The 12270-nt window shown below is 63.7% G+C and carries 11 protein-coding genes; all 11 read right to left on the reverse strand.

Going from position 1 to position 12270, the window contains the following annotated elements:
- Positions 1–5: 5 nt before the first annotated feature.
- The 11 genes from RW095_RS35670 to RW095_RS35720 all read right to left on the reverse strand — a co-directional run bounded on the left by RW095_RS35670 (position 6) and on the right by RW095_RS35720 (position 12219).
- Positions 6–1028, reverse strand: coding sequence for an XdhC family protein (locus tag RW095_RS35670; protein ID WP_317020449.1), 1023 nt, complete (start codon positions 1026–1028; stop codon positions 6–8).
- Positions 1001–1609: a CoxG family protein gene (locus tag RW095_RS35675; RefSeq protein WP_317020450.1), complete on the reverse strand. Its 609-nt coding sequence runs from the start codon at positions 1607–1609 to the stop codon at positions 1001–1003. Before RW095_RS35675 ends, RW095_RS35670 begins: the two co-directional genes overlap by 28 nt.
- A complete protein-coding gene (locus RW095_RS35680; protein ID WP_317020451.1) occupies positions 1600–2937 on the reverse strand; it encodes a vWA domain-containing protein in 1338 nt (445 codons plus the stop codon). Before RW095_RS35680 ends, RW095_RS35675 begins: the two co-directional genes overlap by 10 nt.
- 5 nt (positions 2938–2942) lie before the next feature.
- Entirely contained in the window at positions 2943–3830 is an 888-nt protein-coding gene (locus tag RW095_RS35685) for an AAA family ATPase (protein WP_317020452.1), read from the reverse strand.
- Positions 3831–3989: 159 nt separating this feature from the next.
- Entirely contained in the window at positions 3990–4787 is a 798-nt protein-coding gene (locus RW095_RS35690; RefSeq protein WP_317020453.1) for an FAD binding domain-containing protein, read from the reverse strand.
- Positions 4788–4809: 22 nt separating this feature from the next.
- Positions 4810–7197, reverse strand: coding sequence for a xanthine dehydrogenase family protein molybdopterin-binding subunit (locus RW095_RS35695; RefSeq protein WP_317020454.1), 2388 nt, complete (start codon positions 7195–7197; stop codon positions 4810–4812).
- Positions 7198–7207: 10 nt separating this feature from the next.
- Positions 7208–7750, reverse strand: a complete 543-nt coding sequence (locus tag RW095_RS35700; RefSeq protein WP_317020455.1) for a (2Fe-2S)-binding protein — start codon at positions 7748–7750, stop codon at positions 7208–7210.
- A gap of 169 nt (positions 7751–7919) precedes the next feature.
- On the reverse strand, positions 7920–9311 hold the full coding sequence (locus tag RW095_RS35705) for an amino acid permease (RefSeq protein WP_317020456.1): 1392 nt from the start codon (positions 9309–9311) through the stop codon (positions 7920–7922).
- A 193-nt stretch (positions 9312–9504) separates the two neighbouring features.
- On the reverse strand, positions 9505–10161 hold the full coding sequence (gene rqpR / locus RW095_RS35710; RefSeq protein ID WP_317020457.1) for a response regulator transcription factor RqpR: 657 nt from the start codon (positions 10159–10161) through the stop codon (positions 9505–9507).
- 10 nt (positions 10162–10171) lie between these two features.
- On the reverse strand, positions 10172–11029 hold the full coding sequence (locus RW095_RS35715; RefSeq protein ID WP_317020458.1) for a sensor histidine kinase: 858 nt from the start codon (positions 11027–11029) through the stop codon (positions 10172–10174).
- 419 nt (positions 11030–11448) lie between these two features.
- Positions 11449–12219 carry a ferredoxin--NADP reductase gene (locus RW095_RS35720; RefSeq protein WP_020067214.1) on the reverse strand — a complete coding sequence of 257 codons (771 nt, stop codon included), beginning with the start codon at positions 12217–12219 and terminating at the stop codon, positions 11449–11451.
- Between the last annotated feature and the right edge of the window lie 51 nt (positions 12220–12270).

The raw sequence follows: 12270 nt of genomic DNA on the forward strand, positions 1-12270 counted from the left end.
GACGACTACGCGCTACAGGCTTCCCCGCCGGAAGCCGCAATTTCCCGCGCTGCCTTCGCGCCTTCGACCTTAAGCAGCGTCGGCAACGAAACGCCGTTTTTCGCCGCCGTCACTTCAGCGAGAATCGACACGGCGATTTCAGGCGGCGTGCGGCTGCCGATATAAATGCCGACCGGCCCATGCAAACGGGCCAGTTCCGTATCGCTCAGGTCGAACTCTTTGAGCCGCTCGCGACGCGCCTGATTATTACGTCTCGAACCCAGTGCGCCGACGTAGAACGCCGGCGTCTTGAGCGCTTCCATCAGTGCGAGATCGTCGAGTTTCGGGTCGTGTGTGAGCGCAATGACCGCGCAGCGCTCGTCGAGCTTCATGTCGAGCACGGTGTCGTCGGGCATGGTCCGCACGATCTTCGTGCCGGGGATGTTCCACTCCTCTGTGTACTCCTCGCGCGGGTCGCAGACCGTCACCTGATAGTCGAGACCCACGGCGATATTGCACAGATAGCGCGACAACTGTCCCGCGCCGATCACGAGCATGCGGTAACGCGGACCGTGAATCGTCAATAGACGCTCGCCGTCGAAATGCACGCCGTCTGTTGCGAGCGCTTTGCCGAGCCGCGCTTCACCCGAGTTCATGTTCAGTTCGCGCGCCACCAGCCGGCCTTCTTCCACGGCATTGCAGAGTTCGGCGATACCGCTTCGCGGCGTCAACGGTTCCAGCACCAGTTGGATCGTGCCGCCACAAGGCAGTCCGAAGCGATGCGCCTCTTCTGCCGAGATGCCGTATTTCACGGCCTCGGGATGCGCCTGCTCGATGCCGCGTTGCCGCACGCGATCAATCAGGTCGTCTTCGATGCAGCCGCCCGACACCGAGCCGACTACAAGTCCGTCGTCGCGTACCGCGAGCATGGCGCCCTCGGGGCGCGGCGACGAGCCCCACGTTTTCACCACCGTCACCAGTAGCGCGCGATGTCCCTCTTCCAGCCAACGTGCGCTGGTCTTCAGGACTTCGAGATCCACGCTGTCCATGATGTCTTCCTCTTCGTTGCATCGCCGCCGGACTCGCCGTCCGCGGCCTCGGTCGATGCCGTATTGTGCCCCGCCGCGTCGGTGGCTGCAGCGCCACCGTCATCTTCAGTGTTTTCATCGTCGACGGCACCGGCGCCTTCGCCCTCGAATCGTGCCCCGAAGCGCTTGAAAAACTCGCCGGCGATCTTGCGCGCCGCGCCGTCGACGAGCCGCGAGCCGATCTGCACGAGCTTCCCACCGACCTGCGCGTTCGCGGTGTAGCTGAGCTTTGTTGCAGCTTCGCCGTCGGCTTCGAGCGTGACTCGCGCGTTGCCCTTTGCAAAGCCAGCCGCGCCGCCTTGGCCTTCGAACACGATGCTGTACGCGTTGGGCGCGTCGATATCGGTCAGTTGCATACGTCCTTTGAAGCGCGCCTTGACCGGGCCGACCGCGGCGTTCAACGCCACCAGGTACGCATTCTCGCCGTCCGGATCGATGCTTTCGCAGCCTGGAATGCAGGCGCGCAAAACCTCGGTGTCGTTCAGCGCATCCCACGTACGCTGTTGCGAAACCGGCAGCGTATGAGTTTCGGTCAGTTCCATGGACTTGCTCCCGCGGTTGACATGGCAACCACGTCCCGACGCGGCGCGCGCGTAAGCTGCGCGAGGTCGCGGCCGAACGCGGCCAGGCTGTCTAGATTATGAACCGGACGATGCGCGTCGACGTAGGGCAGGATTGCCTGCACGCCGCGCGCCTTCGGAGAAAAGCCGCTGAAACGCAGCAGCGGATTAAGCCATACGATACGGTGCGCGAAGCGGCGCAGGCGGGCCATTTCTACCTCGAGGACGTCGATCGCTTCGTGATCGAGGCCGTCGGTCACGAGCAGCACCGTTGCGCGACCGGTCAGCACGCGCCGCGCCCAGCGCCGGTTGAATTCGGCGAGCGCCGCGCCGATTCTCGTACCGCCTGACCAGTCGACAACCTGTTCGGTGAGCGCAGCAATCGCCACATCCGGATCTCGCTCACGCAATGCGCGGGTCGCGTTGGTGAGGCGCGTGCCGAACAGGAAAACCTGCAAGCGTTCGCGCGACTGCACGAGCGCGTGGCAAAAATATAGCACTGCGCGCGAATAACTGCTCATCGAGCCGGAGATATCGAGCATCAGGACGAGCGGCGGCTTGCGCTCGACCACCGCGCGATATTTCCACACGGTCCAGTCGCCGCCCGCGCGCACCGCTTGCCGCGCACTCGCGCGCAGGTCCGCGTGCGTGCCATGCGACGCGGCCTTCAGGCGCCGCGTCGGCTCCTTCGCAAGCGGCAGACGCTGAGCGCGAATCAGATGACGCAGCGTGCGCCATTCATCGGCGGAAAGGGTGTCGAAATCACGATGACGCAGCCGCTCTTCCGCGCTAAAGGTGACGTGCGCGCGCAATTCCTGCTGCTCGGTTTCCTGCGGGCCGGGCGTATGCGGCGAGGGCGGCGCGCGGACTGCGAGCGCGTCGGCGAGACGGTTGTTGCGTCTGGGCGGCGGAAGGCCGTCGCGGACCTTCGGCAGAAGCAGCGCACGCAGCTTGCCTTCCCAATCCGGATCGCGCCAGAAAAGCTCGAACGCGGCGTTGAAAAGCTCGCGCTCGTCAGGCGCGGAGACGAGCGATGCGGCTAGCGCTGCACGCACGTCGTCGCGGCGGCGCAAGTCGATCCAGTGCAGGGCGGCGAGCGCATCGACGGCGTGTGCGGGCGACATCGGCAGGCCCGCGCCGCGCAGCACGCGCACGAAATGCACGACGTTGCGGGCGAGCGTTGGCGTGTCGGCAGGAAGTGGCGCGGCGGGATCGACAGCGGCGGCTGTCACGCGCTGAGCGCGCGGCGCGTCGTCGGCGCCTCTGCCTGTGCCTGTGCCTGTGTCGTCCACGGAGGGTGGCGTCGTCATGCTCGCTATCCCGGCGCGGCGAGACACTGGGCGATCTGATCCGCGTCGACACGCGCCAGATCGTCCTGATACTTGAGCAGGACCCCTAGCGTGTTCTGCACCGATTGCGGGTCGAGTTCCGTGACCGAAAGTGCTTCGAGCGCGCGGCACCAGTCGATCGTTTCGGCGATGCCAGGCGCCTTGAACAGATCCATGCCGCGCAGCCGGTGCACGAAGTCGACCGCGCGCCGCTGCAACTCCGCCGATGTTTGCGGCGCACGCGCCGCGACGATCTCAAGCTCGCGATCGCGCTCCGGATAGCCGATCCACTGATAGAGACAACGGCGCTTCAACGCGTCGTGCACTTCGCGCGTGCGGTTCGACGTCATTACGACGAGCGGCGGCTGCGCCGCGCGCACGGTGCCGTACTCCGGAATCGACACCTGGAAGTCGGAGAGCAGTTCAAGCAGGAACGCTTCGAACGGCTCGTCTGCGCGGTCGATTTCGTCGATCAGCAGCACGCGCCGCGCGCCCGGATGATTTTCGTCGGGCATCAGCGCTTGCAACAACGGACGCTTGAGCAAGAATTCACCGCGATACAGCGTGTCGTTATCGGGCCGTTCGCCGGCGGCTTCGGCAAGACGCAACGCCATGATCTGCCGCGGATAGTCCCATTCGTACAGCGCGCTCGCCGTGTCGAGCCCTTCATAGCATTGCAGCCGCAGCATCGAGGTATCGAGCATGCCGGCTGCGGCCTTGGCAAGTTCCGTCTTGCCGACGCCCGGCTCGCCTTCGACGAACAACGGCCGGTCCATGCGCAGCGCGAGATACAGCGCCGTCGCAAGCTCGCGGCTCGCGAAATACCGTTGAGCGGCGAGTTGCGCGAGGGTGTCGTCGATTGAAACAGGGTGCATGGCGTTCCTGAATCTGCGCGCTGCTGTCTGCTCGTGAAGTGCGGCGTGAATGAAACGTGAAGCGCGTTCGTTGCGCGATACAGCATGCCTTGGCGAATGCGAGCGACTGACGTGCGCGAGCTAAAGGCTCGACACGTCAGCAGCCAATAGCAAGCAAGACTAACCGTTCGCCTTCGCCACCGCTCGCGCCGCCAGAACGGGGATCAGATGCGCGCGATATTCGGCGCTCGCGTGCATGTCGTCGTTCAGATTCGCCGACGGCACGCTGACCGCTCGCGCCGACTCCGGCGTGAAGTTCGCCGACAACGCGCTTTCCAGCTCGGGCACACGAAAGACAGACGCCGCCGCGCCCGTCACCGCAACGCGCACACCGCTTGCGAACTTCGCGACGAACACGCCGACGAGCGCGAAATGCGACGCGGGATTGCGGAATTTCTCGTAGGCCGCGCGCTCTGGCACCGGAAACTCGACGGAGACGATCAACTCGTCCGGTTCCAGCGCCGTCTCGTACATGCCGACAAAGAAATCGCTCGATGCAATGCGCCGGCGCTGCGTGACGATGGTTGCGTCCAATCCCATCGCGGCAGCCGGATAGCAGGCGGCGGGATCGTTGTTGGCAAGCGAGCCGCCCAGCGTGCCGAGCGCGCGCACCTGGCGGTCGCCGATATGCGCGGCGAGATCGGCGAGCGCGGGCGACACGCGCCGCAACTCGGCGTGATCGGCGACGTCCGCATGACAGACGGCCGCGCCGATCGTGACTATATTTGCGTCGACGGCGATGGACTTCAGCGCGGGAATGCGCGTCACGTCGATCAGTTGCGATGGCTGCGCGAGACGCAGCCGCATGGTGGGCAACAGGCTTTGACCGCCGGCGAGAAACTTGGCATCGCTGTCTGCAGCAATGGCTGCGGCGGCCGCTTGCGGATCTGTCGCGCGTTGATACTCGAATGAATACATGTCGAATGCTCCGCTCAGGGTCTCAATGGGCTGTCTGCTTGGCGGCGTGAATCGCCGACCATACGCGATGCGGCGTTGCCGGCATTTGCAGATCGGTCACGCCCAAGGGCGCGAGCGCGTCGATGATCGCGTTGATCACCGCCGGCGGCGAACCGATCGCGCCTGCTTCGCCACAGCCTTTGACGCCGAGCGGGTTGTGTGTGCACGGCGTGCCCTTCGCGGTTTCCACGGTGAAGTCCGGCAGGTCCGACGCATGCGGCATCGCGTAGTCCATATACGAGCCCGACAGCAGTTGGCCGCTTTCGTTGTCGTAGACGCAGCGTTCGAGCATGGCTTGCCCGATGCCTTGCCCGAGTCCCCCATGAACCTGGCCTTCGACGATCATCGGATTGATCACGTTGCCGAAGTCGTCCACAGCGGTGAACTGCTGGATCTGGCACACGCCGGTGTCCGGATCGACTTCGACTTCGCAGATGTACGCGCCCGATGGATACGTGAAATTGCTCGGATCGTAGAACGCGCTTTCTTCGAGCCCGGGTTCAAGCACGTCGAGCGGATAGTTGTGCGGCACGTAAGCCGCGAGCGAAATCTCGGCGAACGCCTTGGTGCGATCCGTGCCCGCGACACGGAACACGCCGTCTTTGAACTCGATGTCTTCCGCCGCGGCTTCGAGCAGATGCGCGGCGATTTTCTTCGCCTTGGTTTCGATCTTGTCGAGCGCCTTCATGATCGCCGAGCCGCCCACCGCAATCGAGCGTGAGCCATACGTGCCCATGCCGAACGGAATGCGGCCGGTGTCGCCGTGCACGATCTCCACGCTTTCGAGCGGAAGGCCGAGCCGGTCCGCGACCACTTGCGCGAAGGTCGTTTCGTGACCCTGGCCGTGACTATGCGAGCCGGTAAACACGGTGACCGAACCGGTCGGGTGCACGCGAATCTGCCCGACTTCGAAGAGACCCGCGCGAGCGCCCAACGCGCCGGCAATATTCGACGGCGCGAGTCCGCACGCTTCGATGTAGCACGAGTAACCGAGGCCGCGCCGCTTGCCGTTCCTTTCGGATTCCTGCCTGCGCGCTTCGAAGCCCTTGACATCGGCGAGTTCGAGCGAGCGCGCGAGGATCGTCTCGTAGTCGCCGGTGTCGTAAGTGAGGCCGACCGGCGTCGCATAAGGAAATTCGCGGATGAAATTGCGGCGGCGAATCTCCGCTGGATCGAGCTTCATCTCGCGCGCGGCCGTCTCAACGAGACGCTCTACCACGTAGGTCGCTTCGGGGCGTCCCGCGCCGCGATACGCATCGACGGGAACGGTGTTGGTGAAAACGGCTTTCACTTCCGCGTAGATCGCGGGCGTGGCGTACTGGCCTGCGAGCAGCGTCGCGTACAGGATAGTCGGCACGCTGGAGGCGAACGTGGACAGATAGGCGCCCATGTTCGCAATGGTGTGAATGCGCATGGCGAGGAACTTGCCGTCGGCATCCATTGCCAACTCGGCTTTCGTCACGTGGTCGCGACCATGCGCGTCCGACAGGAAAGCTTCGGAGCGCTCGGCGGTCCATTTCACGGGGCGGCGAATTTTCTTCGACGCCCACGTCAGCGCGACGTCTTCCGCATAGAGGAAAATTTTCGAACCGAAGCCGCCGCCGACGTCCGGTGCAATCACGCGCAATTTCGACTCAGGCAATGACAACACGAAAGCGGCCATTAGCAGACGCTCGACGTGCGGATTCTGATTTGCGACATAGAGCGCGTAGCTGTCGTCCTGCGACGAATAGCTCGCATTGACGGCGCGCGGCTCGATCGCGTTCGGCACGAGCCGGTTGTTGACGATGTCGAGCGTCGTGACGTGCGCGGCTTTGGCGAAGGCGGCGTCGGTAGCGGCTTTGTCGCCGTGGCCCCAGTTGTAGCAGACGTTGTCCGGCACTTCATCGTGAACGGCCGGTTGGCCTGCGTCGGCTGCATGCGCGGTATCGACCACAGCGGGCAGCACGTCGTAGTCGACTTCGATCAGTTCGGCGGCATCTTTCGCGGCCTTGATCGAATCGGCGATCACGAGTGCGACCTGATCGCCGACGTGGCGCACTTTGGTATGCGCGATGATCGGATGCGGCGGCTCGTTCATCGGCTTGCCGTCGGTGCTGTGAATCAGCCAGCCACACGGCAGGCCGCCGACGTTTTCCGCGGCCATGTCCGCGCCGGTGAAGATCGCGACCACACCGGGCGACTGTTTCGCCGCGGTCGTGTCGATGCTGTTGATCTTCGCGTGCGCGTGCGGCGAGCGCAGAAACACCGCGTAGGTTTGCTGCGGTAGCAGGATGTCGTCGGTGTACTGACCATTGCCGGTCAGGAATCGGTAGTCTTCCTTACGTTCGACGGAAGCGCCGATCAGGCTGTGAGTTTCAGGTGCGTTCATCGTCGGCTCCTCAGGCGGTGGCCGCTGCGTTGGCGTTTGCCGATGCATTCGCATCGGCATCTGCGGTGGCGTTGGCTGTGCCAGAGGACTTCATGCCTTCGGCGCCTTCGAGCACTGCCTTGACGATGTTGTGGTAGCCAGTGCAGCGGCAGAGGTTGCCGTCGAGTTGCGCGCGGACGTCCTCGCCGGTGAGATCTGGCTGACGCTGCACGAGCGAGATCGCGCTCATCACCATGCCGGGTGTACAGAAGCCGCACTGCAGGCCGTGACAGTGTTTGAAAGCGGCTTGCATTGGATGCAGCGCGCCGTCTTTGGCGAGGCCTTCAATGGTGGTGATCTGCGCGCCGTCCGCTTGCGCCGCGAGGATGTTGCATGATTTGATTGCGCGGCCGTCGAGGTGGACGGTGCATGCGCCGCATTGGGCCGTATCGCAGCCGACGTGAGTGCCGGTGAGCCGGAGTTGATCGCGAAGGAACTGGACAAGCAGGGTGCCGGGCTCGACTGAAGCGCTGATGGGCGCGCCGTTCACCGTCAGACTGATGCTGATCGCCATGAAGTTCGTCTCCTTATGGGGTGAAACCGGACCGTTTTGTTTTTGCCTTCAGCCTGCCTTCGTGGGCCCGATTAGGGTGCTGCGGTTTTTATGAGTCTGCCGAAAAGTAAAGCACAAATCGGGCGGGCGCGCTATGAGGGGTTTTTTGCCCGCCCTCGGTAACGAACCGCTACCTGGCCAAATGCGACCGCCGACGCGAGTACCCGAAATAAATCACCATCCCAATCAGAAGCCACACTACAAAAGCCACCCACGTCACCGCTTGCAGATTCGCCATCAAAAACACACACGACGCGACTGCGAGTACCGGCACCACCGGCACACCCGGGCACCGGAACGCCCGCGGCAATTCAGGATGCGTCTTGCGCAAGACGAGAACCGCAATCGACACCATCGAGAACGCTGCCAGCGTGCCGATGTTGATCAGTTCAGCCAGCACGTTCAGCGGCACCAACGCCCCAATCAGCCCGAAGAAGATGCCGACGAGCCATGTGGTGAAGAACGGCGTCGCAAAGCGCGGATGCACGCGCGAAAGCCGCGCCGGCAGCAAGCCGTCGCGTGACATCGCGAAGATCACCCGGGTCTCACCGTAAGCCATCACGAGAATCACGGTGAGCATGCCCAGCACCGCGCCAAGGTCGATGAAGCCCGCCACCCACTTCTGACCCGCCACCTGCAACGCGTACGACACCGGATGTGAAATGTTCGCGAACTGCGCCGACGGCACGATACCGGTCACGACCGCCGCGACCGCCACGTACAACACCGCGCACACGCCGAGCGACGCAATGATGCCGATGGGCAGGTCGCGCTTCGGGTTTTTCACCTCTTCGGCGGCGGACGACACCGAGTCGAAGCCGATGAACGCAAAGAACATCACCGCGGCCGCGCCGAACACGCCGTTCCAGCCGTTCGGCATGAACGGATGCCAGTTGGCCGGCGTCACGTGAAACACGCCCACGGCGATCACCAGCAGCACCACGACCACCTTGATCGCGACCATGATGTTGTTGATCCGCGCGGATTCGCGCACGCCCACCGACAACAGCGCGGTGATCGCCATCATCACGAGGAACGCGGGCAGATTGAAGAGGGTTTCGTGGCCAGGCAGCGCGCCCGGCGCCGCCGTGAGCGCGACCGGCAGCGAAACGCCAAAGCCGGATAGCAGCGATTGCAGATACCCCGACCAGCCGACGGACACGGCTGAGGTCGCGAGCCCATATTCGAGCATCAAGTCCCAGCCGATGATCCACGCGGCCAGTTCGCCGAGCGTCGCGTACGAATAGGTGTAGATGGAGCCCGCGACCGGAATCGTCGACGCGAACTCGGCATAGGCCAGCGCGGCAAAGCCGCAGGCGACTGCGGCGATCAGAAACGAGACCATCAGCGCAGGGCCGGCCTGCACCGCGCCCGTGCCCGTGAGCACAAAAATGCCGGTGCCGATGATGGCGCCGACGCCGAGAAACGTCAGGTCGAGCGCGCCGAGCGCTTTTTTCAGGCCGGCATTCTGAGCGCTCGTCGCGATCATGTGCTCGACGCTCTTTTTGCGAAAGAGGGACATTGGCGGGGGTCTCCAGTAGTGCACGCGTGTCGCGCGCCGAATGTCGGGGAAACCCGCAATTTTAGCGGATGCGCGCCGCATGCACCTTTTTGGGACGCGCTGTTGAACTGGCCTTGCCGGTGTTCAATTGCTTAACGTCGCGCGGTGGCGACGAAGCGATAACGAAGCGGAAAAAGCGATGACAGGCCGGAGTTCAGCCCGCCATCGCCGGATTCAGATCGATGAGGCGGTTGCTCATCACGTAGAAAGTGAGTTCCGCGTTGTTGCGCAGCTTCATTTTCTCGAGCAGACGGGTGCGGTACACGCTCACCGTTTTCACCGACAGCGACAGTGCTTCGGCGATGTCGGTCAGCCGTTTGCCCGAAGCGAGCATGCACAGCGTCTGGTATTCACGGTCGGAGAGCTTTTCGTGCGGCAGCTGTTCGCCGTCGAAAGAGACGTAATCGGCTAGCGCCTCCGCCATCGCCGGGCTCACGTACTTGCGGCCCGCGGCGACCTGCTGGATCGCGCCGATCATCTGCGCGGCGTCGACGGTCTTCGACAGATAGCCCGCCGCGCCGGCCTTCAGCGCCCGCACCGCGTACTGGTCCTCGCGGTACATCGAGAACATCAGCACCGCCACGCGCGGCGCCTTGCGCTTCAGGCGCTTGAGTACTTCCACGCCGTTCATGTCCGGCAGCGAAATGTCGAGCAACACGACGTCGTAGCTCTGGCTGGCGACGGCGTCGAGCGCTTCCGCGCCGGTTTGCGCCTCGGTGACCTCGCGCGCCACGCCGCGGTCGAGCAGCAATTGACGCACGCCCTGGCGAACCACGGCGTGATCGTCGGCGAGCAGGATTCGCAGGCTCATGACGGCTCGCTCACGATTGCACCGCGCGCAGTCCGGCGTGCGCATCGGCGAGCATCGCGTCCCACGCGAAGCGGGCACGCACGCGCGAGCCGCGCGAGCCTTCGCCGCTGTCACCGCGCGGGCTGTCGTTCTGGCCGCGCCGTGCAGTCACGCGCAGCGTGCCGTCGAAGGCGGCGCAGCGCGCCTTCATTCCGCTCAATCCGAAATGGCCATTGCTCCGCTGGGCGTTGCGCGAAACGCCGATACCGTCGTCGCAGACGATCAGAGTGAGATGGCGGCGGCTTGTCTCGATGCGTACGTCGGCGGATTGCGCGCGTGCATGTTTGGCGATGTTGTTTAGCGCCTCCTGCGCGACGCGGAACACGGCCAGCGCCGCGTCGGCGGGTAGCCGCGTGAGGCGTACGTCGGCCGCGCAGACGAAACTCGTGCGCAACTGCGTGCGGGCGGCGAAGTCGCCGGTCCATTGCGCGAGCGCGCCGACGATGCCCGCTTCGAGCGCCGGCGCGTGCAGCTCCGCCACGGCTTGACGCGTCGCGGTGCAGACGGCGTCGAGCGAGCGGTTCGCGACGGCGAGCGCGGCCGAGCATTGTGCGGGAGCGTCGGCGGGTAACCACGTTTCAACGCCGACGAGTGCAAAGCGCGTTGCGGTCAACTCGGCGCCCACGCCGTCGTGCAGCTCGCGAGCAACGTGGCGGCAAGCCGCTTCCTGGGCCCTGAGGAGTTCGGCGGAAAGTTCGCGCACTCGCGCGCGCAACCGCGCCAGTTCGCGCTCAGCCGACGCAGCGGTCAGACCGCTCGCGCCGAAACCGTCGCGCAGCGACGGGGTTGACGAATGGGCGGTTAATCGGACGACAGTCGGCGTATCCATGACTTTCTCTCAGGAAGCGGCGCGGACAACGAAAGAGTGGCGCATCGACGCCGCAAAAACGAAAGAACGCATAAGGTCTCAGGCCATCGCTGACGGGCCATATCAGAGAAGCCGGACAGGCAAATTCACTACCGGAAACGTAACGAAATTTACATTCAGTAACAAGTAGGACGTACCATGAGCCACAACAAAATCAACCGACAGTGCGCCGCGATCATATCTCAAAAATAGGAAAAATACAGGCCCACCAAGGGTTGGCGCGAATATCAGCGCAGTGGTCGACGTCTTTCATGCGCGTTTTTGTAGGAAGAAATCCGACACATAACGTCAAATCTGTGACGCCGAATTGTAACGGCGAAAAAAAAAGGAGCCAGAAGGCTCCTTTCCTTGATTTGCGGCATGGGCCGCGAAAAATCCGCTTAACCGACGAACGCTTTTTCGACCACGTAATGGCCCGGCGCATTGTTGCTGCCTTCCTGGAAGCCCAGGTCGTCGAGCAGTTTGCGCGTGTCGCGCAGCATGTGCGGGCTGCCGCAGAGCATCACACGGTCGTCTTCGAGCGAGAAGCCCGGCACGCCGAGGTCGGCGAACAGCTTTTCGGTTTCGATCAGTTCGGTGATGCGGCCGCGGTTCTGGAACGGCTCACGCGTGACGGTGGGGTAATACAGCAGCTTTTCCTGCACCAGTTCGCCGAGGTGCTCGTGCGCCGGCAGGTGGTCGGTGATGTATTCCTTGTACGCCAGTTCGTCGACGAAACGGCACGTGTGCGTGAGGACCACGCGCTCGTAACGGTCGTAAATGTCCGGATCTTTGATGATCGACATGAACGGCGCGAGGCCCGTGCCCGTGGACAACAGCCACAGCGTCTTGCCCGGCAGCAGGTTGTCGGCCATCAGCGTGCCGACCGGCTTCTTGCCGATCAGCACCTGGTCGCCCACCTTCAGGTGCTGCAAACGCGACGTGAGCGGGCCGTCCTGCACCTTGATGCTCAGGAATTCGAGATGTTCTTCGTAGTTCGCACTTGCGAGGCTGTAAGCGCGGATCAGCGGCTTGCCGTCGACTTCGAGGCCCACCATCGTGAACTGGCCGTTTTCGAAACGGAACGACGGATCGCGCGTGCAGGTGAAGCTGAAAAGCGTATCGGTCCAGTGATGGACGCTCAGGACGGTTTGTGAATTGAGGTTGCTCATGGCTTCTTGGATAGTGCGAAAACAAAGGCGGCCAGTCGTTCAAGCCGGCCG

Source organism: Paraburkholderia kirstenboschensis (assembly GCF_032806925.1).
Lineage (GTDB): Bacteria > Pseudomonadota > Gammaproteobacteria > Burkholderiales > Burkholderiaceae > Paraburkholderia > Paraburkholderia kirstenboschensis.

What these genes read in the sequence shown, in the direction of transcription:
- RW095_RS35695 (WP_317020454.1), bottom strand. Translation starts at nt 7,197, where the DNA reads ATGAACGCACCTGAAACTCACAGCCTGATCGGCGCTTCCGTCGAACGT.
- RW095_RS35715 (WP_317020458.1), bottom strand. Translation starts at nt 11,029, where the DNA reads ATGGATACGCCGACTGTCGTCCGATTAACCGCCCATTCGTCAACCCCG.
- RW095_RS35690 (WP_317020453.1), bottom strand. Translation starts at nt 4,787, where the DNA reads ATGTATTCATTCGAGTATCAACGCGCGACAGATCCGCAAGCGGCCGCC.
- RW095_RS35670 (WP_317020449.1), bottom strand. Translation starts at nt 1,028, where the DNA reads ATGGACAGCGTGGATCTCGAAGTCCTGAAGACCAGCGCACGTTGGCTG.
- rqpR (WP_317020457.1), bottom strand. Translation starts at nt 10,161, where the DNA reads ATGAGCCTGCGAATCCTGCTCGCCGACGATCACGCCGTGGTTCGCCAG.
- RW095_RS35700 (WP_317020455.1), bottom strand. Translation starts at nt 7,750, where the DNA reads ATGGCGATCAGCATCAGTCTGACGGTGAACGGCGCGCCCATCAGCGCT.
- RW095_RS35720 (WP_020067214.1), bottom strand. Translation starts at nt 12,219, where the DNA reads ATGAGCAACCTCAATTCACAAACCGTCCTGAGCGTCCATCACTGGACC.
- RW095_RS35680 (WP_317020451.1), bottom strand. Translation starts at nt 2,937, where the DNA reads ATGACGACGCCACCCTCCGTGGACGACACAGGCACAGGCACAGGCAGA.
- RW095_RS35685 (WP_317020452.1), bottom strand. Translation starts at nt 3,830, where the DNA reads ATGCACCCTGTTTCAATCGACGACACCCTCGCGCAACTCGCCGCTCAA.
- RW095_RS35705 (WP_317020456.1), bottom strand. Translation starts at nt 9,311, where the DNA reads ATGTCCCTCTTTCGCAAAAAGAGCGTCGAGCACATGATCGCGACGAGC.
- RW095_RS35675 (WP_317020450.1), bottom strand. Translation starts at nt 1,609, where the DNA reads ATGGAACTGACCGAAACTCATACGCTGCCGGTTTCGCAACAGCGTACG.